General features: G+C 64.4%; 18 protein-coding genes. 11 read left to right on the top strand and 7 right to left on the bottom strand.

All coding sequences use genetic code 11. The features are described from left to right. Positions 1 to 14: 14 nt before the first annotated feature. Positions 15 to 698, bottom strand: a complete 684-nt coding sequence (locus CKO25_RS15815) for a c-type cytochrome (protein WP_200388916.1) — start codon at positions 696 to 698, stop codon at positions 15 to 17. A 68-nt stretch (positions 699 to 766) separates the two neighbouring features. Continuing rightward, positions 767 to 1426: a c-type cytochrome gene (locus tag CKO25_RS15810; RefSeq protein WP_200388915.1), complete on the bottom strand. Its 660-nt coding sequence runs from the start codon at positions 1424 to 1426 to the stop codon at positions 767 to 769. A 190-nt stretch (positions 1427 to 1616) separates the two neighbouring features. Here CKO25_RS15810 and CKO25_RS15805 point away from each other — a divergent pair, with 190 nt between their 5' ends. Beyond that, a complete protein-coding gene (locus CKO25_RS15805) occupies positions 1617 to 2042 on the top strand; it encodes an acyl-CoA thioesterase (RefSeq protein WP_200388914.1) in 426 nt (141 codons plus the stop codon). Here CKO25_RS15805 and CKO25_RS15800 read toward each other — a convergent pair. Then, positions 1994 to 2392 carry a hotdog domain-containing protein gene (locus tag CKO25_RS15800; RefSeq protein ID WP_200388913.1) on the bottom strand — a complete coding sequence of 133 codons (399 nt, stop codon included), beginning with the start codon at positions 2390 to 2392 and terminating at the stop codon, positions 1994 to 1996. The two genes, CKO25_RS15805 and CKO25_RS15800, sit on opposite strands and share 49 nt — an antisense overlap. Before the next feature lie 146 nt (positions 2393 to 2538). Here CKO25_RS15800 and CKO25_RS15795 point away from each other — a divergent pair, with 146 nt between their 5' ends. The 3 genes from CKO25_RS15795 to CKO25_RS15785 all read left to right on the top strand — a co-directional run bounded on the left by CKO25_RS15795 (position 2539) and on the right by CKO25_RS15785 (position 6011). Beyond that, entirely contained in the window at positions 2539 to 4368 is a 1830-nt protein-coding gene (locus tag CKO25_RS15795) for a sodium:solute symporter family protein (RefSeq protein ID WP_200388912.1), read from the top strand. Positions 4369 to 4453: 85 nt separating this feature from the next. Beyond that, complete coding sequence (locus CKO25_RS15790) at positions 4454 to 4624, top strand: symporter small accessory protein (RefSeq protein ID WP_200388911.1); 171 nt, start codon at positions 4454 to 4456, stop codon at positions 4622 to 4624. Further along, a complete protein-coding gene (locus CKO25_RS15785) occupies positions 4614 to 6011 on the top strand; it encodes an alginate export family protein (RefSeq protein WP_200388910.1) in 1398 nt (465 codons plus the stop codon). The genes CKO25_RS15790 and CKO25_RS15785 overlap by 11 nt, the downstream gene beginning before the upstream one ends. Before the next feature lie 75 nt (positions 6012 to 6086). On the opposite strand, the gene CKO25_RS15780 is transcribed toward CKO25_RS15785, so the two are convergent. From CKO25_RS15780 to CKO25_RS15770, 3 genes are all read right to left on the bottom strand, one after another. Further along, positions 6087 to 7721 (bottom strand): hypothetical protein, encoded by a 1635-nt coding sequence (locus tag CKO25_RS15780; RefSeq protein WP_200388909.1) that lies wholly within the window; start codon positions 7719 to 7721, stop codon positions 6087 to 6089. Between the two features lie 216 nt (positions 7722 to 7937). Then, the gene (locus CKO25_RS15775; protein ID WP_200388908.1) at positions 7938 to 8555 is read right to left on the bottom strand and encodes a DUF2076 domain-containing protein; all 618 of its coding nucleotides are present in this window, start codon (positions 8553 to 8555) and stop codon (positions 7938 to 7940) included. Positions 8556 to 8891: 336 nt separating this feature from the next. Beyond that, positions 8892 to 9329 carry a rhodanese-like domain-containing protein gene (locus tag CKO25_RS15770; protein WP_200388907.1) on the bottom strand — a complete coding sequence of 146 codons (438 nt, stop codon included), beginning with the start codon at positions 9327 to 9329 and terminating at the stop codon, positions 8892 to 8894. Positions 9330 to 9583: 254 nt separating this feature from the next. On the opposite strand from CKO25_RS15770, the gene CKO25_RS15765 reads away from it, so the two are divergent. From CKO25_RS15765 to CKO25_RS15750, 4 genes are read left to right on the top strand one after another with little or no spacing between them, the layout of a single operon-like run. Next, positions 9584 to 11797, top strand: a complete 2214-nt coding sequence (locus CKO25_RS15765; RefSeq protein ID WP_200388906.1) for a TonB-dependent receptor — start codon at positions 9584 to 9586, stop codon at positions 11795 to 11797. Between the two features lie 6 nt (positions 11798 to 11803). Continuing rightward, positions 11804 to 12859 (top strand): ABC transporter substrate-binding protein, encoded by a 1056-nt coding sequence (locus CKO25_RS15760; RefSeq protein WP_200388905.1) that lies wholly within the window; start codon positions 11804 to 11806, stop codon positions 12857 to 12859. Next, on the top strand, positions 12856 to 13950 hold the full coding sequence (locus CKO25_RS15755) for a FecCD family ABC transporter permease (protein ID WP_338115148.1): 1095 nt from the start codon (positions 12856 to 12858) through the stop codon (positions 13948 to 13950). Before CKO25_RS15760 ends, CKO25_RS15755 begins: the two co-directional genes overlap by 4 nt. 3 nt (positions 13951 to 13953) lie before the next feature. Further along, complete coding sequence (locus CKO25_RS15750) at positions 13954 to 14745, top strand: ABC transporter ATP-binding protein (protein ID WP_200388904.1); 792 nt, start codon at positions 13954 to 13956, stop codon at positions 14743 to 14745. A 20-nt stretch (positions 14746 to 14765) separates the two neighbouring features. Here CKO25_RS15750 and CKO25_RS15745 read toward each other — a convergent pair whose 3' ends face one another. Beyond that, a complete protein-coding gene (locus CKO25_RS15745; RefSeq protein WP_200388903.1) occupies positions 14766 to 15188 on the bottom strand; it encodes a hypothetical protein in 423 nt (140 codons plus the stop codon). Positions 15189 to 15301: 113 nt separating this feature from the next. Here CKO25_RS15745 and CKO25_RS15740 point away from each other — a divergent pair, with 113 nt between their 5' ends. The 3 genes from CKO25_RS15740 (at position 15302) to CKO25_RS15730 (ending at position 21061) form a co-directional block, all read left to right on the top strand. Continuing rightward, positions 15302 to 18451, top strand: a complete 3150-nt coding sequence (locus CKO25_RS15740) for a DEAD/DEAH box helicase (RefSeq protein WP_242467656.1) — start codon at positions 15302 to 15304, stop codon at positions 18449 to 18451. Between the two features lie 18 nt (positions 18452 to 18469). After that, positions 18470 to 19309, top strand: a complete 840-nt coding sequence (locus CKO25_RS15735) for an SWIM zinc finger family protein (protein ID WP_200388902.1) — start codon at positions 18470 to 18472, stop codon at positions 19307 to 19309. Between the two features lie 126 nt (positions 19310 to 19435). Next, positions 19436 to 21061 (top strand): thiamine pyrophosphate-dependent enzyme, encoded by a 1626-nt coding sequence (locus CKO25_RS15730; RefSeq protein WP_200388901.1) that lies wholly within the window; start codon positions 19436 to 19438, stop codon positions 21059 to 21061. Positions 21062 to 21207: the final 146 nt, after the last annotated feature.

Genomic DNA, 21207 nt, shown 5'->3' with positions numbered 1-21207 from the left:
TGGGCGCGCGGCACTCACTGGGCATCGGTTGGCAAACGTGACAGGTAATCGCTCACGGCGGCGATCTCCGCGTCACTGTACCCCGCGATCGCCTTGACCATCTCGGGGTTGGCGTTGCGTCGACCACGATCACGAATAAGTCGCGATTCCTGGTCAAGATAGCTGTAATGCTGACCGGCCACCCGCGGATAGAACTCTTCGGCATCGCCCTCACCCTGCCCGCCGTGGCAGATGGCGCAATCGCGCTCGTAGAGGATGCGACCCTGTGCGAGTTGCTCGCCCGGCCCCTTCAGATTGTTCGTCGGGATCGGGAGACTCGCCAGATAGGCTGCGATATCCGCAACGTCTTCGGTCGAGACCACCCATTCGGCGACAAAGGGATGCATCTTCGGATTGTCACGCCGCCCGGTGCGCACGTCGACCATCTGCTTGATCAGGACGGTTGCGTGCTGACCGGCTAGCTGCGGGTAAAGCGCATCCCCACGCCCCGCACCATCGGCGCGATGACAGCCGCGACAGACCGCGTAGGCCAGCTCGCCATTCACGGGATCGGCCTCATGCGCCAAGGCCCGCAGTTGTTCTTCGTTCGGCGCGTTCCAGACATAGTCGGGCGACTCGATGCCAGGGGCATGGGGCTGGGGCAGCGGCTCGGCCACGACCACCGCGGCCCAGCAGGCAAGCACAAGCAGACTCGGCATCCTCGGCGTCACGGGTCTGGACCACGACCGCGGATCGGGCCTCGCACCCTCGTGCAAGCTCTGATGTTTCATGGGCTGGCAGTCTCCTCGTTATCCTCCCCGACCAGGCTTGCCACGAACTGCGCCACGGCCAGGATGTCTTGCTCGTCCATTCGATCGGCGACCGTTTGCATCAAGCCACGGTCGTTGGTGCGCTCGCCCGTGGCATAGCGGCGCATCTGCTCCACGGTGTAATCGACGTTCTGCCCGGCCAGGCGCGGGAAGCGTCGCGAGCCTTCACCCTCATCGCCATGACAACCGGCACAAGCGGGCAAACCGCGCTCCGGGTTGCCGTCGAGATAGAGTTCACGCCCGAGTTCCAGCAGGCTCGGATCTGTAACGACACCTGGGCCAGGGGGCAGACTGGCGAAGTAGGCCGCAACATGCGGAAAATCCTCCGCCTCGAGCCCATCCAAAAACCCGAGCATCAAACCACTGCTGCGCTTGCCATCGCGATAATCACGGAGCTGCTTCACGAGATAGCCCTCGTGCTGACCCGCGAGGACGGGTGTTTTCGGAATCGGACTCGGGATGCGATGATCTGGCGCATGGCAGGCCACACAGACCTGTTGCGCGATCGTCTCCCCGATTGCAGGATCACCGCGACTCAACGCGGAGACGGGAATCGCTGACGCCGCCAGCGCACCGATCACTGCGAGGACAATGGGGAAAGGAGAATGCGATCGCACGGCGACTCCTCGATCCTAAGGTTGGCATCATCATGTCGCAGATCGCCATGGGGGATCAACCCGTGCCCGGGCCGAATGGCGTGCGTCACGCTCCACCCGCTGAGCGCAAAGGGCAGGTTCGACCGCCTCTTCGCGCCCCGCGGACACAGCCGTTCCCGCCATTGCCGCGGACAACACAGGAGCCCATCCGATGACCGACCCTTCCTTCACGTACGACTTCGAAGTCCGTCTGCATGACACGGACGCAGCGGGCCGGCTGTTCTTCGCCCACCTCTTTCGTCATGCGCATGACGCCTACGAGGTCTTCATGGATCGCCTCGGGCTGCCGCTTCACACCCTGATCGATGCCGGCGAGATCCTCCTCCCGCTGGTGCATGCGCAAGCCGACTATCGACACCCGTTGCATCACGGCGAGCCGGTGCGCGTGACCCTGCGCATCGCGGAGCTGCGGACCCGTTCCTTCGCCGTCGCGTATCGTTTCGAGAACGCAGACGGTGTCCTCGCGGCCACCGCTCTGACCGTTCATCTGCAGGTTGGCGCCGATGGCACGCCGGCACCCCAACTCGCTCATTCGCTCCGCGCCGCCCTCACACCCTGGGCCGTGGCGGAACCCTGAGTCAGAGGAATCTTGCGCCCATGCTCGTCAACGCGCACGAAGGTAATGCAGGTGGTGAAGATGGGTTCCTCATCGCCTGTTTCGAGATCATCGGCGAACACATGCACCGAGTAGCTGAGCGAGGTGTTGCCTCGACAGCTCTCAAGCGCGTCGAACCGCAGCACCGCGCCCTGCCGCACGCTCCGATGAAACTCCACGCGATCCATCCCGATGGTGACGAAGCGGCAACCGGGGTGATCGCGACTGGCCGCAATCCAGGCGATCTCGTCCACCCATTTGAGCAGGAATCCGCCAAACAGATACCCATAATGATTCAGGAACTCGGGTCGCACGACCTTGAAACTTTCCACGATCAGGCTCTCTTCCGTATCGAAAACTCGAAAACCGCCCTTTAGCTGCGCTGGATCTATACAACGACACCAAGAGTCAGGTTATTTTTCGCCCCCATTCGCGCACATCACGAGACAACAAGCGCTCACACGATCCTGGGGGACACATGACCGGGCACTCATCCGTCGGCTGGGTCGACATCGTTGTCATTTTGGCCTACCTCTTCGCCACGGGCTATCTCGGCTGGCTTGGTTATCGCGGCACTCGCTCCGCGGCAGACTTCCTCGTCGGTGGGCGCTCGGCTCATCCCATCATCATGGCCGTGTCCTATGGCGCGACCTTCATCTCGACGGCAGCGATCGTCGGTTTCGGTGGGGTCGCCGGGCTCTTCGGGATGAGCCTGCTGTGGCTGACCGTCCTCAACATCGGCGTCGGCATTCTGATTGCCTTCATCCTCCTCGGCGAACCGACGCGGCGACTCGGTCATCATCTGCGCGCCCACACCTTTCCGGAACTCCTCGGTCAGCGCTATCAGAGCCGCGCCATCCAAATCTTTGCCGGGGTGATCATTTTTCTCTTCATGCCGCTCTATTCGGCCGCGGTCATGACCGGGGGCAGCATCTTCGCCGCGACGCAGTTCGGGATCGACTTCGAGGTCGCACTCCTGATCTTCGCACTCATTACGGCCGCCTACGTGATCCCCGGTGGCATCAAGGCGGTCATGTACACCGATACCATGCAAGGCTTCGTCATGGTCTTCGCCATGATCTTCCTCCTTGTCTTCACCTACTCCAGCCTCGGCGGAATCACGGAGGCCCATCGGACCCTCACGGACATGGCCGACATGGTGCCACCTCCGCTCGCGGCGATCGGGCATCAAGGCTGGACCGCGATGCCCGACTTCGGTTGGGGCGCGAGCAACTATGATCTTTGGTGGACCGTCATCACCGCGCTCGTCCTCGGCGTCGGGATCGGGGTGCTCGCCCAGCCCCAACTCGTGGTGCGCTTCATGACCGTGCGCAGTCGCCGCGAACTCGATCGCGCGGTTCCAATCGGAGCGGTCTTCATCCTACTCATGGTCGGCACGCCCTTTGTCGTCGGCAGCCTCTCGAACGCCTGGTTCGCCTACAAGGGTCCGTTGGTGCATGGACAGGTCGTGGAGCCGATCGGCACGGCTGACGAGCGCGCCTGGGTCGAACTCATGCAGCCCGATGCCGCCGGGACCTGGACGCCAATCCTCAATCCCAAGACCGCGGCGCCGGTGCGCGCGCCCCTGATCATCAGTGACCGCGAAGCCGCCGCGAACGCTGCGGGCGAGGCCTTCGAGTTGGTCAGTGGACGCTCCATCGCCGCCACCCACACCCGTGGTGACGCCGACAGCATCATCCCGGCCTTCATCATCGCCGCCATGCCGCACTGGTTCGGCGTCATCTTCTTCCTCGCCCTGCTCGCCGCCGCCATGAGCACCATGTCGAGCCAGTTCCATACCATCGGCACCGCCGCTGGCCGTGATCTCTACGAGCGCATCAGTCACGGCGGCCATCACCGCGAACCGAGCATCCTGGTGATGCGTCTGGCCATTCTGCTCGGACTCCTGATTGCCGTCACCATCAGCTACACGGTGCGGCAGGAATACGTCATCGCACGCTTCACCGCGATCTTCTTCGGGCTCTGTGCCGCAAGCTTCCTGCCCGCCTACATTGGCGGACTCTTCTTTCGGCGCGTCACCCGTGCTGGTGCCCTCGCCTCGATGGCGGTCGGTCTGAGCGTCTCGCTCTTCTGGCTGACCCTGATCAAGTCCCGCGAAGCCAGTGCGATCGGGTTGGTGCAGTGGATCACGGACGGCAAGACCAGTCTCCTCGCGGACTACCCCAACTGGCCAACCTTGGACCCGATCATCATCGCGCTCCCCGCTTCGCTGCTGACCTTGATCCTGGTCAGCGCGGTGACCCGACCGCCGGATGCGGCGCATCTGCGTCGCTGTTTCCCCGAGTGATCCTCACCACACAAGCAGCCACCGGGCATCGCGGCCGCCGCGACCTACCTCTGGCACCTAATTGGAGACACAGCGGAGACCACCCATGCTCGGAATCGACGATCCATATGTTCTGATGGCCTATCTTGGCGCCATCGCGATGGCCCTCGTGGGCATCCTCTATGGCTTGATTCGTCGCAACGCGGCGCGTGACGAGGTGACCCCCGAGGACCGCCTGTGGGCGCTGGACGAGAAGAAGGTGGACGATGAACTCTAGCGGTCACGCGACCCGGATCGCGCTCGCCCTCGGTTTGGCTGTTAGCGCTGCAACGAGCGGTGCCAACCCGGGACATGAGCCGGGAACCGTCTCCAGCTTCAAGCCGGGAGCGGATCTGCGGTTGCGCCAGGTGTTCATCGGCAATGTCGGCCTGAACGATCAGAGTCCAATCGCCGACCGCACCTTTCAGCGCTACCGTGGCCGGATCTGGGGTCTCTATGCGCCAACAGAGCAGATCGTGGGCACGGCGCGGCTAATGTGGGAAGGTCGTCACTACAACAAACCCAAGGCCGATCAATGGCCCGTCCCAGGTTTTGAGACCTGGTACAGCGGTGGGCTCTTCTTCGATCTGCTCGAGGTCGCCTTTAACGACATCGCCGGCGCCCCATTATCGGTCAAGCTTGGCCGACAGGAGATCGTCCTCGGCAACGGCTGGCTGGTCCTCGAAGGCACCCCGCTCGACGGCTCGCGCACCATCTATTTCGATGCCGCCCGCGCGACCTACAAGGCGGCGTCCATCGCCACCACCTTCGAGCTCATCTACATCAACCAGGATGCCACCACAGACCGTTTCCCACGACCACTCAATGGGGTCATCGAGGATCAGATCGAGCAATACGAAACCGGCGTGATCCTCTACGCACGCAATCAGGGCCTGCTCCCGGACACCGAACTCGACGGCTATGTCATCTACAAAGACAGCCGGCCGGACAATACGCCGGGGAATATCCGCGTCAACAATGGCGCTCCTTTCCCCTCACCTCCCGACTCGGGAACCGCCTACACCATCGGCGTGCGCGCCGAATCGAAGTGGATCCCCAACTGGACCCTGCGCGGCGAGGGCGCCTATCAATGGGGAACGCGAAACGATGCCGATCTCGATGCCTTCGGGTTCAACGCACGGGCGACCTATCATGTCCAGGATCCACGCACCAGCCGATTGCACCTCGGTTACGAGTTCCTGAGCGGCAACAAGCCGAACCACCAGGGAACCCAGGCCTTCGATCCACTCTGGGGCCGCTGGCCGCAATGGAGCGAGCTGATGATCTATCAATGGCCGCTGGAGAGCCGCGTCGCCGAGGCCACCAATCTCAGCCGGCTCAATCTCGGTTGGGCAACGCAGGTTCACCCCACCACCCTGCTCACGCTCGACTATCACGCACTCTGGGCCGATGAGATGACCACCCGCACTCCGGCCCAATTGGTCAACCTCAGCGGCGAGAGCCGCTTCCGCGGCCATCTGGCCACAGCTTGGTTGCGGACCAAATTCAACTCGCACTTGGCCGCGCATCTGGTCGCCGAGTATCTCTGGCCAGGAGACTATTACGCCGTCAATCGCCGCGACGAATCCTATTTCGTGCGAGCCGAGTTGAATCTCTCCTGGTGAGACCGGGCACCCTGGCGGAAGCCGGTCTCACCGCCGACACCCTGACCCGGCTGATCGGCACGCGATCAAACATCATCAGGGCGTGAGAGACGTCAAGGGAGTCACCTGAGTGCCCGCCTCGGCGAAGCGGATCAGCGGACGCTGGCGACGGACCTCCGGGGACAGATTGAGCAAGGCCGAACGCGCCTCCAGCTCGTCGGCGAACCAACCATAGATGACGAACTGCCACGAACCCGAGGCCAGGATGAAGAGTGACTCAGGATCGAGACCCGTGTCTTCAGCCAGCGCACGCGCCCCAGGTTCGCGGCGCATGGCCCCGAGTTGGAGACCATAGACCGGGGCGGTCAGAATCAGCTCACGTGCCGGCACCACCGCGGCAAAGGGGGTGGGAGACTCGGCGGACGGCGCCACGGGATCCAGGGTGGTCATGGCCGGCTCCGCCGCGTCATCAACCGCACCTAATGCTGTATCCTCATGGGGTTCGGCCGCGGCCGGTGCCATTTCCGCGAGCATCGGCTGATCATCAACATCCCGAGACACCTCAGGCCCGATCCGCAATGGCGGGCCACCCGAGGCTTGTGCAACGAGCAGATCCAGGTCGGTAGGCCAGCGCGCGTCGAGCGTATCCAAATCTCGGCGCAAGCGCGCCAATTCCATTTCGACACCACTCATGCGGCCCTCAATGGACTCGAGCGCCTGACCCGGTCCCGCTCCCCAGTCATCCAGCAGGTTGGCAATGTCATCACCCGAGGCCTTGAGTTGCCGCGCGAGCGCTTCGATCGCCTCAAGATCGAGGCTGGGTGCGGGTGCGGCGGGCGTCACGGATTCGCCCAATCCCGACGGCGCGGAAACGCTTGCCATGGCGGTGCCTTCGGGGTCGGCCCGCTCCAGCGCCCCCAAGCCAGGGCGCGCAAAGGTTCCATACAAATTCAGCGCAACCAAACTCAGCCCCACCGCGCCCATGAACATGAAACCCGTGTTCATTCGGCGATTCAGCCGCTCCAACCGGTTTTGCCACCAGAGTTGCTGGGCGTCGCCCGGGGTGATGGTCGCGGTTCCAGATCCTGGAGGGACATCCGCCGGGGTGGCGGCGTCCTCGTGAATGTGTACCGCTTCGGCAAGAGGTTGGGGCGAAGCCGCGGTGGCGGACGAAGCAGGTCGCGACGCGGCGTGCTCGGAACGATCGTCAGGAGCGATCGAAGAGTCGCGCACGATCGACTCCTCAATCATCGGCTCGCCCCCCGGCTGAGACGGCCGCTGCGGTGCTTCGACCACGCGCTTCGCTACCGACGTCGGCGGCGCCTGACCCGGCTGATGGTGGGCGCTATGCGGGATCAGCACGGGGCGAATAATCTCATTGATCAAGGTGACCAGACGTGCCCGGGCCTCGTCGACGAGCGGCGCGGCCACGAAGGTGTCAACCGCCTGAATCAAGCGTTCGCTGTCAGCCAGAATCTGCGTGGGATCGGGCATTGCGCCCGCACGACCCGCGCTGCTAGCGCCCTCCGGCATCGCATGCGGCTCGCTGAGGAGTCGGCCCGCGACGTGGCGGTAATTGTTCAGCGGCCTCAACAATGCCGTGACAAAGGCTTCGAACGCAGGCGCTTCGCCAAGCATCCGTGGCGTCAGATCCCGCAACCGATCGGCGGATTGACCTAGTCGCTCAAGAGCCTCAAGCGCCCGCTTCCGGGTTGCGTGTTCAGATGTCATCTTGATCAGTCCACTCGATCATTGAGAGTCGGATCGGCACTGCCGCAGGTTTAGGCTGTCAGTGCCCTGGCGCCGTTAGGACTGCCACGACTGGGTCATGGTCGCCAAACCAACGCACGCCGGCAAGCAATGCCACTGCTCGCCCATTCCCTACAGGCACAACACACCGGCGGCCGAGCCGCTCGGCTCACCGGCAGTGCGGACGCTTGTATTGGATCAGAACTCCTCGAAGTCCTCGAAGCCGCCATCATCCATGAAGGCGTCATCGGACTCGAACCCGGTGGGCTCAAGATCCGCTGGAGCCTCCGGCACCTCGGCCGCCTGCGCCTCATCGCCACTGAAAAGTCCGGTCAGGGCGTTGGCAACCATGATGCCACCCGCGACGCCCGCGGCCGTGGTCAAGGCCGAGGCTAGGAACCCACCACCGGCCGCACCGCCGGCAGCCGAGCGGCCGGCTGGCTGTGACCAGCCACGCCCGGGTGCCGCGGCAGGCGTCTGTCCGAATGCGGCCCCCGCGGGGGTCCGTGCCGCGGGGGAAGGTGCTGCGGCGCTGGCTGGTGAGGCGCCCCCGAAAAGGCTGCCAAGGAAGCCACCACCGCCCGCCGGACGCTCCGCCAGTTGCTTCTCGAGTTCTTGGATTCGCTGGTTCTGAGCCTGGACCGCCTGCTCTTGGACCAGGATGACTTGGGACATGTAGTAGGGAGCGGCCGGCTGGCGCGTCACGGCGTCCGCGATCGCCTGCTCGGCGCTCTGATCACGCGGGCCGGACTGTTCCTCGGCCTGTTTGAGTTTCGCAAAGAGGTCGGTGATCAGACGCTGTTCATTCTGGTCCATCGGGATCCCTCGTCTCGGTCTCGCTTAAAGTCTTTGGGGTCTGTACAGCATTAACAGTCCCGCTCACCTCGAACCCAACGCGGCGATCCCACTGCAGGGCTAGCGCGGAGGCATCGAATCGATGGATTCTACACCGAAGGTGCAAAGATCTCGCGGGACCTGTGCCGCCTGATAGGCAACCAGCGGGCACCCGTCTGGAGCCAGACTGGGCCAATCGACCTACCCTAATGGTCGCCCGGTGGATGCGGCTCCTTCGAAACTGACCCCGACGACCGCACAGCCTGGAGCGGGGCAGGGTCGCGTCTGATCGGTTTGACCCCGCCTCGCGCGCAGGCCTCAACAGGTCTGGCAGGCCTCGATCGGCAAACCCCGGCGCACCCACCCCGGCCCAGCGGCGCTCCCCGCCATCCCTTCGGGCACATGGCTGACGTTGGTGAAGCCCAACTTCTCGAGCGCATCGCGCACGTAGCTCGTCCGGTTCCCAGTGCGGCAGATGAGCACGATCGGGGCGTCTGGATTCCCCTGAACGGACTGCAACACGTCTTGTACGAAGGATTGCGAACGCATGTCGATCATCAATGCCCCAGCGGCGACCCCAGTCTGACGCCACTCGCCCGGGGTGCGGATGTCGATCAGTGTGATGTCGCCGGCTTGGGCCTTCGCCAATGCCTCGGTCGCGCTGAGGGTCGGGCTAGCTTGGACATGGCCGGTGACAACGGCAAGGGTGGCCGCTAGGGCAATAGCTGGAAGTCTGACGATGCGGCGGATGGACATGATGACGAACTCCTTATTGGACTGCTCTCGGTTGTGATGGCACATCGGGGCGGTACCCCGCAATCCAAGACCGCGCCATGGCTGACGTCCACCAGTCGACACCAGTTCTGACCCAGGACACATCTGGGTGCAGCGGCCCTAAGCGCAATCCCCCCGGGACGCTGGCGAAGACCAAATAGGCGTGATCTAGTAATACGATGATTGTATCGGTAATATCGTGGCGATTGAGGTTGAGTTGAGGCCAAGCCGAGCGAATGGGTGACTCCAAATTTCCGCGCTATATCCTTGCCGCCGCCCTGTGCCCGGCCGGCATGATCTGCGCGGATGAGATCCTGCTGAGTCCGATCGAGGTGGTGGCTCCACCCGTTTTTTCGGTTCAATATCCGGGGGATACCATCTATACGGGCAGTGCCCTGACCGAACAAGGCCGGCGCGCGAGCGGAGCGGCGGGCCGGACCAACGTCTATGCGAATCTCGACCTCCTGCCCGGGGTCGACACCGAGTTGACCGACCCCTACGGCCTTGGCGCGACCGTCATGCGCATTCGTGGCGTGAGGAGCCAGTTCGTCGGGCTCTCCATCGACGGCTTACCGAACTACGGCATCATGCCGATCGGTCCACGCGAAAATCTCTACGATTTCGAAAACATCGAGTCACTCGCGCTCTACAAGGGCATGGCCCCATTGGCGATCGGCTCGGCGGTGGGCAACCGCGGTGGTGCCATTGCCATGAGCTATCGTCGTCCCGCCTTCGCGCCTGGGGCGCTCGCCAGCCTGGCGTTTGGGTCTGATGCCTATCAGCGCGCCTTCGTGCGGCTCGACACAGGCACTAGCATGGCCGGAATCCGCGGCTTCCTGTCCGCCTCCTATACCGACGCGGACAACTGGAAGGGCGCCGGCTCACTCGGACCACGTCGCAACGTATCCTTTGGCTTAAGCCAGTCGGATGGCATCGCCGGCGCGAACCTCGACCTCTTCTTCAATGCGACCAACGCCCAGACGCACGATCTGCGCCCGCTAACCTTCGAGCAAGCACGCGCTGTTCGTCACACCCGTGATCTCGACCACAGCCGGCGCTTCAGCGGCGAACCGGCGCTGGACCGCAACTTCTACGATTTCTATTTCACGCAAACCGAGAATCGTGACCTGCTCGGCATCGCGAACCGGCCGTTCGGCACTGGTGCACTGACCCTTCGACCCTACCTCTCCACCGAGACCGCCCAGCAGCGCAATGGGCTTCAGGACCAGTTCCGTGACCTCGACCGCTACGGTCTAGTGGCTGAGTACATCGATCAGATCGGCAACCTCGAGCTCAGTACCGGATATTGGTGGGAGTCCGCGAACCTCGAGAAGGCGGTGCGTCGCATGGCCATCACCCCCACGGCACGCCGGCCCGATGGCTGGGTCTATCTGGCCGACAACCAAGGGCGCGGAAGCGTGCAAAGCCCCTACCTTCAGGTCGGGCAAACGCTGAACCGACTGAGATGGCAAGCGGGTGTGAAATATTTTCGCTACGAGGAGCCGGCGAGCATTGCCTATCGCACCGACAGCAGCACCCCGGGCGGGTGGTCCGCCGCACTGCGCCACAATCTCGCCCCAGACCCGGATCTCAGTCTTCGCGCGCTTACCTTCGATGCCTGGTCGCCGAGCATCGGAGCGAGCTGGCAACTGGACCCGGCGGGGCGCTTGGAGGCCTATGCCAATTACGGTCGCAATTACATGCGTCCCTATGCCTTCGTGCCGGTGACCAACATCTACGCCAGCAACCGTGCCGCCTTCAAGGCGCAGGGTTTGGTGTTACAGGATCTCTTCGACACCTGGAAGATGGAAACCTCGGACAACGTCGATCTGGGGCTGCGGTGGACGGGCGACCGTTTCGAGCTATCGCCGACCCTCTTTTATGCGCAACATCACGACCTGCTCTCTGTCGCATTGGATCCCACGGTTGGCCTGAACTATCACCAGAATGTCGGTGGCGCCACCGCGAAGGGGGTTGAGTTGCTCGCCAGCTACGCGCTGACTCCCAACCTCGTCGCCTACCTCAACCCGACCTATCTGAGCTACACCTTCGATGACGATCTGGCCCGACGCGCCCCCACCGGCATCCAGACGCTGTCGATCGCGGGCAATCAAGTTCCAGACACCCCACGCTGGATGCTGCGCGCCGGCCTCATCTTCGAGCATGGTCCCTGGCAGGCGTTACCAGTTGTGCGCTATGTTGGCAAGCGCTATGGCGATCCACTCAATACACAGCCGGTTGCGGCCTACTGGCTCCTCGACCTCGCGGCGAGCTGGACCTCACCGTCCATGGGCACCCGCGGCGCAGTGCGTGTGGGCCTCGAGATCAACAATCTCTTCGATGAACAATACATCGGGGCGATCAATGCACAGGACGACGGCTCCGGCACGGTGGGCTTCTATGCCGGACCGCCGCGCAGCCTCGTCCTAAGCCTCAGCGTGGACTTCTGAATCCTGATGCACAGACGTCAGTTCTTGTCCGCGGCGCTGGCCTGGCCTGCCGCGTCCATCAGCGGAATCATCCAGACCGCGCCGGGAGCATCGACCCCGCTGGGACTGGTTGCCCTGGGACCGGGTGCGCTGCGCTTCCTGGTCTATCTCGACGCCGTGGCAAACGTAAGTGCGATCGAGGCCATCGAGCAGCGCCCACCCGAAGGTCGTGCCTATGCCTACTCGCTCGGCGAGCGGATCGCTGGGCTGCCCATCATCGGTCCTGGCGGGGCGGGGCGCCTGCCGGATCTCGAAGCCCTGGCAAGCGTCGGAGCCGATCTCGCGGTCGCGGTCACGCTTGACGAGCAGCAGGTGCGGATGCTGCGCGAACGGGTTGGCATCAGGATCTTGTCGCTCGATTACGGCGCGACCGGACGTCTCGAGCCCGCCGTCTTCAGCGACTCGCTGCGGCAGCTCGCCCAGGTGTTGGGTTACGAGACACGCGCTGAGACCCTGCTCGATGCAATGGAATCCTCCATCGCCGAACTCGCACAGCGCATCGGCAACCAGCTCCCGGTCACAGCCTATCTCGGTGGGGTGAGCCTCAAGGGTCAACAGGGCCTCACCAGCACGCAGGCGGGACATCCCTCGCTGGACTGGGCCGGCGCCGAGAACCTCGCCGAGCGCACCGGACGCACCGGCCATCTCTTCCTCGACCTTGAACAGCTCCTGGCCTGGGACCCGCCCCGGTTGTTCATCGATGCCGCGGGCGTGCCAGCGGTACTGAGTGAACAGGCAGCCAACCCGGGGCCCTTCAGAGCCTTGCGCGCCGTGCGTGAGGGACAGGTCTACGCGACCCTGCCCTACAATGCCTATAACACCAATGTCGAACATGCACTCATCAATGCCTGGTTCATCGCCAGCATCCTCTACCCTGATGCCCTCGCGGACGTGACCCCGGTGGCCAAAGCCGATGAGATCCATACCCTCTTTCTCGGCCAACCCGTCTATGCCGAGCTGGCGCGCGACGGACTCGGCTTCATGCGAGTCGACCTGTTGAACGGACGGGGACGACCTTGGTGAGACCGACCTGGCGCGACGACGCGCCCGTCGCCTCCGACAGCCCGCTCACACGCTATCGACAACGGCTGTGGCGTCGGACCCTGGTGGGGTTGGCAATGGGGGCCGCTCTCCTGGTTCTGACCCTGGTGTCACTGGCGAGCGGCACCTATCGTTTGAGTGTGGAAGCGCTGCTGGCGATCTTGTTCGCGGGGCCCGGCGGCGAGGGGATCGAGACCCAAATCATCTGGGGCATTCGCCTCCCACGCGTCGCCGCGGCGCTCCTGGCGGGGGCCGCACTCGCACTCGCAGGCACCTTGCTCCAAGGGCTGTTGCGCAATCCGCTCGCCTCGCCCTTCACTCTCGGCATCGCCCAAGGCGCAGCCCTCGGCGCGACCTGCGCCATCGTCTTCTTCGGTGCCGGTCAACTGCACAGCACCGGCGCTCAAGCGGTGACCCTGAACGCACCACTCGGGGTGGTATCACTGGCGCTGCTCGGCGGGCTGAGCAGCGCGGCCCTGATCCTGCTGATTGCCACCCTGCGCGGCCTGACCCCAGAGGCGGTGGTGCTCGCCGGGATCGCCCTCGGCGCCTTCGCCAGCGCAGCCACCATGATCGTGCAATATTTCGCCTCCGATACCCAGGCCGCGGCCACCCTCTTCTGGACCTTCGGCGACCTGGGACGCGCTGGCTGGCCAGAGGTCGCCTGGCTCGCCGGCGCGCTCGTGGTGTTCGGTGTGCTGCCCTGGCGCGCCGCTTGGCATTACAACGCCATGGCCTGGGGGGATGATCCCGCCCGCGCCCTGGGCGTCGATGTGGTGCGTCATCGTCTGCTCGGCACGGCTGCCGCCGCGACGCTGGCGGCGATTGCGACCGCCTTTCTCGGCATCATCGGCTTCATCGGCCTGATTGCACCGCACGCGGTCCGGCTGCTGATCGGGTCCGATCAGCGCTTCCTACTCCCGTTTTCAGCGCTCGCCGGAGCCTTAATCCTGCTGGCCGCCGATACCCTGGGACGGCTCCTACTCGCGCCCGTCGTCCTCCCGGTTGGGGCGGTGACGGCACTGGTGGGGGCGCCGCTGCTCCTGGTGCTGCTGTTGCGCGGGCGGCCTTGAGTCATGCTGAGCATCGCGGGGTTGTCCTTCGGCTATCGCGGCGCGCCAGTCCTCTCGGAGCTGGCGCTGCAGGCTCCCGCGGGAGTGCTCACGGCCGTGTTGGGGCCGAACGGGGTCGGTAAGTCGACGCTGCTGAAACTCATCGCCGGCCTGCTGCCCGCCCCCCGGGATCGGGTTCGACTCGACGGAACCGATCTGTCGCGCCTGACTCGCACGCGGCGGGCTCAGCGGATCGCCTATCTGCCGCAGATGACAACACCGGCGCAGGTCAGCGTCTTCGAGGCCGTGCTGCTGGGGCGGTTACCGCACCCGAGTGGCCGCACGGATACGGATCTCGTTCTGGTTGAGGAGATGCTGCAGCGACTGGGCCTAGCTTGTTTGAGCGACCGGCCCGTCACGCAACTGAGCGGTGGTGAATTACAGAAGGTGTTGATCGCACGCGCCTTGGTGCAGGAACCGCGGCTGCTGCTGCTCGACGAGCCGGTCAATCATCTGGATCTGCGCAACCAGATCGAGGTTCTGGAGACCATCCAGGGGGTTGTCCAAGACCAGAATCTGGTCGGCCTAGTGGTGCTGCACGACCTCAATCTCGCGCTGCGCTTCGCCGAGCGCGTGCTCCTGCTGGGGCCGGGGGGCGCGATCCACACTGGGGCGATGGCGGAGCTCCGAACCGACCAGGTCGAGCAAGCCTACGGCATTGCCGTGGTGCGGGGCGAGGTAGGCGGCCTGCCCGTCATGATTCCGCGTGGTGCCGCTGTCGCCGCAGACGCTGGTGCGCGGCGTCGGCGCGCGTGACATCGCGTCCCGAGCCGTCTTCAACGCCACTGCTTGCGGATCAGGTCGATCAGGACCCCGAGCAGCACCGCAACGCCGCCAACCAAGATCCACAGCGGCAGACGGATGCCCTCGACGAGGGGGATGAGTGCCGCGGCCGAGGGTCCGAAGCCGACGAAGACCACCAGCAAGGATCCAACGCCGAGACGGAAGGTCCAGGAACGCGCATCCCAGAGGAGGATGCGCAGCGCCCGGCCAAGCAGTTTAACGAGGGGCCAAGCCGCCCGACGCTCACGGGTCAAGGCAAGAAAAGCGGTGAGTTTTTCCCCACCACCACGCTCGCTCAAACGAATGGCGGTGAAGCCACGCGACCACTCGAGCAGCAGATGCTGCTCGGCGGGTTTAGCCTGCATGAAGGCGCGCACGATGGCGGGTTGATCGGTCGTTTGCTCGCGCTCGGTCACGGCATCCCTCGGTTGAAACGGAACGGATCGATTGGGATGATCATCCTGGCCGCCTTTGCCGCCCGGAGCAAGGAATTCGTCACACCAACGCCAACACCTCCAGAACCCAGGCAATGTCCAGCAACCCGATGACGACCCTCCATGCCTTCTGGCGCCCGGCCAACCCAGGGCGCTTCGTCCAAGCAGGCACGCTCGTGCTGTGGGCCGAGCAGACGCCCTCGCCGGCGGAGGGAGCGGCCCCGCGGCGTGCCGCTCCCCGAGACGAGCGCATCCATCCCTTCGCTTGTCCCGCCCGGGCCTGGCCAGGGTTGCTGGAACAGCTCGGAATCCCGCAGCCCGAGCCGGGCGCCATCGACCGCTGGACCCTCTTGCTGCCGAGCAACCCGGATGCCCCCTTGCCCTCGCCACAACGGGCACGAGCACTGGCCGATGCGGCACGGGAGGAGCGCGCGAGTCTCATCGCTTGGACCCTGGACGGCTATCGTCTCGATCATCCCATCAAGCAGTTGAGCGACATTCACTTCCTCGCCTTTCATCAGTCCGCGGTGATCCAGCCTGGACCCGACTTCCTCTTCTGGTACTGGCTCACCCAGGAATTGAAACGCCTGCTGATGCGCGATCACTATATCCCCGCGCTCATCTACAGCCAGCCGCCGCCACCACAGGGCAAGCGAAAACCTCCGGCCTATGAGACGCGAGGTGCCTGGCAGTGGGCCTCGGAGCACTACGAGGACCTGATCGCACAGGCGGCCATGCGGATGCCGCCGGCCGCCGCGCCAGGCGCGCCAGGCCTGGCGCAAGGCTTTGAAGCGACCAGCCTGCTCCGCCATTTCAGCGAGGTCCTACTCGATCGCACCCTGCGCACCACCGCATGGCCGGCCACCGTCATGAAACGAACCCATGGCACCTTGCTCGCCGCTGCCCTCGCGCAACAGCCGACCCTGGCCAACCCACCCGGCCAAGGGCTGGAGCAGTACCGACAGTGGCAGCGCTGGCGACACCGGCTCACCATGGCCGATCAGGCACAGGGGTTCTCGCTCGGATTCCGTCTGGTCGAAGCGCCCGCCACGGCACCAGACGATTGGCGGCTCGACTTGATCCTGGTTCCCAAAGACGACCCGTCCCAACGCCTGGCCCTCGCCGACTACTGGACTTGCTCCGTCGCCGAGAAGCAGTCATTGCACCGCCGCCTCGGCCGTGATTGCGAACGCCAACTCTTACTGAATCTAGGTTTGGCGGCACGGATCTACTCACCGCTCTGGGCGGGCTTGGACACCGCCACACCACACGCGATCCACCTGGAACTGGAACAGGCCTTCCACTTCCTCAAGGAGGACGCCTGGGTACTCGAGAACGCAGGCTTCAAGATCGTGGTGCCGGCGTGGTGGACACCCCAGGGGCGGCGGCGGATCAAGATCCGGTTGCGTCCAAGCGATCCACTCACGAGCGCTCCCGCGCCCGGGACCACGCCCGGCGCATCCGCTCTCAGTCTCGACGCGCTGCTGCGTTACCGCTACGAACTCGCGCTCGGTGATCAGGTCATTGGTCCCGAGGAGTGGCGTGAACTGGTCGAGGCCAAGACTCCCTTGATCCAATTTCGCGGTCAATGGGTCGAACTCGACCCCGAGACGATGCAACAACTGCTGGCGTTCTGGGAGACGCACGGCGACGAGGAACCCCGCTTCGCCCTCCCGGAACTCCTGCGCAAGATCGCCACCGAGGAGGTCTTCGAACTCGATCGCGAATCGACACTCGCCGCCATGCTCGAGCAATTACGCGATCACCAGCAATTGGCGCCGATCGCCGAGCCCATCGGACTCAAGGCACAACTGCGTGCCTATCAACGCCGCGGAGTGGCCTGGATCGGCTTTCTCGAACAGCTCGGCCTCAATGGCTGCTTGGCCGACGACATGGGACTCGGCAAGACCATGCAGGTGATCGCGCGGCTGTTGAGCGAACGCGAATCCGGCCCCCAGCCGCCGACCCTCCTGATCGCGCCCACCTCGGTGATCGGAAACTGGCGCAAAGAGGTCGACATCTTCGCGCCCAGTCTGCGCACCCTCATCCATCATGGCCCGACACGGGTACAGCAGCCGGCTGACTTGCGCGAACAGACCGCTGGACTGGATCTGGTGATCACCTCCTACGCCCTTGCCCGGCGGGATCAAGCCCTGCTGAGCGCGATCGACTGGCACCGGGTCGTGCTCGACGAGGCGCAGAACATTAAGAACCCCAAGGCCCAGCAAACCAAGGCGATCCTCAAGATCAAGTCGCGCCATCGACTCGCACTCACGGGCACCCCGGTGGAGAATCGGCTCACCGATCTCTGGTCGATCTTCAATTTCATGCAACCCGGCTATCTGGACACCCAGTCGCGGTTCCGTAAAGCCTACGAGATCCCGGTGCAACGCGATCAGAACGCCGTGCGCGCCACCATGCTCAAGCGACTGGTCGAACCCTTCATCCTCCGCCGCGTGAAAACCGACAAGACGATCATCCAGGACCTCCCCGACAAGGTCGAGGCCAAGCAATATTGCAACCTCAGCAGGGAACAAGCGGCGCTCTACGAGTCCGTGGTGCGCGACGTCGAGCGGCAACTCGCCGAGGTGTCCGGGATCGAGCGCCAGGGACTGATGCTCTCGACCCTGATGCGCCTGAAGCAGATCTGCAACCATCCCGCCCAGTTCCTGCAGGACGGCAGCGCCTTCACGCCCGAGCGCTCGCACAAGCTCGAGCGCCTTGACGGCATGCTCGAAGAGGTAATGGCCGCGGGCGACAGCATCCTGATCTTTTCACAGTTCACCGAGATCGGTGCGCAACTCGATCGGCTGCTGCGTCAGGAGCGCGGTTACCCCACCCATTACCTGCACGGTGGCACCTCGCGCGCTCGGCGCGAGGCCATGATCGCGGCGTTCCAAGATCCTGAATCCGAACCTGCGATCTTCATCCTCTCGCTCAAGGCAGGTGGTGTCGGCATCACCCTGACCAAGGCGAATCACGTGGTCCACTTTGATCGCTGGTGGAATCCGGCCGTCGAGGACCAGGCAAGCGACCGCGCCTTTCGCATCGGGCAGGAGAAGACCGTCTTCGTCCACAAGTTCGTCACCTTGGGGACCCTTGAGGAGCGCATCGACGAGATGATCGAGCAGAAGAAGGCGGTGGCCGGGGCCATCGTCGGTCAGGACGAGTCCTGGCTCACACAACTCGACAACGAGCGGTTCAAAAGCCTGATCCGCCTCAATCGCAATGCCTTGGTCGACTAACTCGGGAGGCAGCCTGGCATGACACGACCTGGACGCACTTGGTGGGGTGAACACTTCCTCGCGGCACTGGCGAGTTTCACGGATCGCGGCCGACTCGAGCGCGGACGCGGATATGCCAGTGACCACCGCGTCCGCAGTTTCAAAGTGAGTCCAGAGGGTGTGACAGCAACTATCCGCGGCCAAGTGAATCCCTATTTCGGGGTCTATCAAGAGCCGCGCTATCAGACTCGCATCCAGATGCAGCCGATCCGCGCGAACGCCTGGGACCAGATGATCGCCGAGCTGGGGCAACGCGCGAGCATCGTCGCCAAGCTCCTGATGAACGAGATGCCCGATGAGATCGATCAACTCTTTGCGCGACACGGCCTCGCCTTGTTGCCGCGCAGCCGTCAGGATTTTCGCGTGACCGAGTGCTCGTGTCCGGATGACGCCAATCCCTGCAAGCATATCGCGGGCTTGTACTACCGGCTCGCCGCGCAGCTCGACCAGGATCCCTTCTTGTTGTTCGAACTGCGCGGCCTGACCCGCGAGCGTCTCAACACGGCGCTGCGTCAGACCCCGCTCGGCAGCCTGCTCGCTGACGTCCTCGAGGAAGAGGATCTGCCGCTCATCCCGGCAACCACCTATTACACGCAACCAGTGCCGACCCAGACCGCCCCGCACGACCCAACCGATTTCTGGACCGCGTCACGGCGTCTACCGAGCGAGATCCACCCCATCACGGCGTCCCCCGTGCCGGGCATCTTGATCAAGAAAGGTGGTGAGATGCCGCCCTTCTGGGAGCAGGACACGCCCTTCGTGACCATCATGGAGGAGCTCTACGAGCGGGTGCGGACGAAAAACAAGGGCATCAGATGACCCGGATCAGTGCGTTGGCTTGCTGCAGAGCAGCATGGATGCGGATAATGGCGCGCGCGGATGGCCGCGAACCGGCTGGCCTCGGCCCTAGCCTAGAGCGACAACAGTCTTGGAGAGTCAACGATCATGACCGGAGAACGGCAATTGCTGAGTGGCGACGATGCGGTCGCTTTGGCGGCTCTGCACGCGGGGGTGCAGCTCGGGACCGGCTATCCAGGAACCCCATCGACCGAGATCCTGGAGACCTTCGACCAACTCGGCGGCCGCGCCCAATGGTCACCGAACGAGAAGGTGGCCCTCGAGGTTGGGCTTGGGGTGGCCTTCGCCGGTGCGCGAACCCTGGTCACCATGAAACATGTCGGACTGAATGTCGCGGCTGATCCGCTTTACACCGCGGCCTACACGGACGTCGAAGGCGGTCTGGTGGTGGTCTCGGCCGATGATCCGGGCATGGCCTCGAGCCAGAACGAGCAGGACAATCGCCATTACTCACGGGCCGCCGTCATCCCGACGCTCGAGCCCATCGACTCCCAGCAGGCCTACGATTTCACACGGCTCGCCTTCGAGATCTCGGAGCGCTGGAAGATCCCGGTGATGTTGCGGTTGACGACCCGGGTGTGCCACTCCAAGACGGTTGTGGTGCCCCGCGCTCCGGTCGCCGCGACGGCCGTGCCGAGCTTCGAACGCAAGATCCCGGAGCGGGTCATGATCCCGGCCTTCGCCAAGCCCGCGCATCATCGGTTGCGTGCCAAACTCGCCGAGATCGCGGCCTGGAACGAGGCGGAAGGCCCGGTGCGGGAGGATCGTGGTGACAGCGAACTCGGGATCCTGACAACCGGCATTAGCGCGGTGCATGCGCGCGAAGCGGCGCCCAGCGCCAGCCATTTCACCTTCGGCATGACCTATCCACTCCCGCTCACACGCATCCGCGACTTCGCGGCCAGCGTACAACGGGTGCTCGTGGTGGAGGAGGGTGATCCCGTACTGGTCACGGACCTGCGCGCGGAGGGGATCCCCGTCGAGGGCAAGGCGGAGATGTATCGCTTCGGCGAACTCGACGTCGCGCGCGTGCGCCGGATCATCGCCGGCGAGACCAGCCCCGAGCCCGTCCCCCCCAAGGGCAAGCCACCCGAACTCTGTCAAGGATGTGCCCACCGCGAGGTCTTCCAGGCCCTGAAGGATCTCGACTGCATCGTCGCCGGCGACATTGGATGCTACACCCTCGGCGTGCTGCCACCTTTCTCGGCCATGGATACCTGCGTTTGCATGGGCGCGAGCATCGGTGTCGGATTGGGTCTGCGCCACGCCCTGCCCGAGCACGAGGCTCGCCGCGTCGTCAGTGTGATCGGGGATTCGACCTTCGTGCATTCCGGGCTGACCGGACTTGCCGAGATGGTCTACAACCCACCGCCGAGCGGGCATCTTGTCCTCATCCTCGACAATGGCACCACGGCGATGACCGGACTGCAGGAGCATCCTGGAACCGGTCGCTCGCTCGATCACTCACCGACGAACCGGATGGATTTCGAGGCCATCGCACGGGCCATGGGCGTACAGAACGTTCATCTCGTCGAGACCACGGACAAGACCCGTTCGCTGAAGGATCTGATCAGCGACCTGCTCGCCAAACCCGAGACCGCGCTGGTGATCACGCGCCAGCCCTGTGTCCTGGCGGCACCCAAGATCCGCTTGTACGACAAGGCCGCCGCCGAGGGCACACCACAGCAAACCTGCGCCGCGGCAGGCGTCTGAATCCGCCCGCCCGCGTGCCAGCGGGCATGGCGAGAACGACGACCCGGCAGCGGATCACCCTCGCGGCTCGGGGCGGCAACGGCACAGCACACACGCGTCAAGCCCTGCGGCACCAGCCCGCGGGGATCGCAAACTGATCGATCTGG

Origin of the sequence: Thiocapsa imhoffii, assembly GCF_016583985.1 — a bacterium.
GTDB lineage: Bacteria > Pseudomonadota > Gammaproteobacteria > Chromatiales > Chromatiaceae > Thiocapsa > Thiocapsa imhoffii.
This window is presented reverse-complemented; position numbering and strand designations above follow the sequence as displayed.

What these genes read in the sequence shown, in the direction of transcription:
- CKO25_RS15815 (WP_200388916.1), bottom strand. Translation starts at nt 698, where the DNA reads ATGCCGAGTCTGCTTGTGCTTGCCTGCTGGGCCGCGGTGGTCGTGGCC.
- CKO25_RS15805 (WP_200388914.1), top strand. Translation starts at nt 1,617, where the DNA reads ATGACCGACCCTTCCTTCACGTACGACTTCGAAGTCCGTCTGCATGAC.
- CKO25_RS15795 (WP_200388912.1), top strand. Translation starts at nt 2,539, where the DNA reads ATGACCGGGCACTCATCCGTCGGCTGGGTCGACATCGTTGTCATTTTG.
- CKO25_RS15790 (WP_200388911.1), top strand. Translation starts at nt 4,454, where the DNA reads ATGCTCGGAATCGACGATCCATATGTTCTGATGGCCTATCTTGGCGCC.
- CKO25_RS15785 (WP_200388910.1), top strand. Translation starts at nt 4,614, where the DNA reads ATGAACTCTAGCGGTCACGCGACCCGGATCGCGCTCGCCCTCGGTTTG.
- CKO25_RS15780 (WP_200388909.1), bottom strand. Translation starts at nt 7,721, where the DNA reads ATGACATCTGAACACGCAACCCGGAAGCGGGCGCTTGAGGCTCTTGAG.
- CKO25_RS15775 (WP_200388908.1), bottom strand. Translation starts at nt 8,555, where the DNA reads ATGGACCAGAATGAACAGCGTCTGATCACCGACCTCTTTGCGAAACTC.
- CKO25_RS15770 (WP_200388907.1), bottom strand. Translation starts at nt 9,329, where the DNA reads ATGTCCATCCGCCGCATCGTCAGACTTCCAGCTATTGCCCTAGCGGCC.
- CKO25_RS15765 (WP_200388906.1), top strand. Translation starts at nt 9,584, where the DNA reads ATGGGTGACTCCAAATTTCCGCGCTATATCCTTGCCGCCGCCCTGTGC.
- CKO25_RS15760 (WP_200388905.1), top strand. Translation starts at nt 11,804, where the DNA reads ATGCACAGACGTCAGTTCTTGTCCGCGGCGCTGGCCTGGCCTGCCGCG.
- CKO25_RS15750 (WP_200388904.1), top strand. Translation starts at nt 13,954, where the DNA reads ATGCTGAGCATCGCGGGGTTGTCCTTCGGCTATCGCGGCGCGCCAGTC.
- CKO25_RS15740 (WP_242467656.1), top strand. Translation starts at nt 15,302, where the DNA reads ATGTCCAGCAACCCGATGACGACCCTCCATGCCTTCTGGCGCCCGGCC.
- CKO25_RS15735 (WP_200388902.1), top strand. Translation starts at nt 18,470, where the DNA reads ATGACACGACCTGGACGCACTTGGTGGGGTGAACACTTCCTCGCGGCA.
- CKO25_RS15730 (WP_200388901.1), top strand. Translation starts at nt 19,436, where the DNA reads ATGACCGGAGAACGGCAATTGCTGAGTGGCGACGATGCGGTCGCTTTG.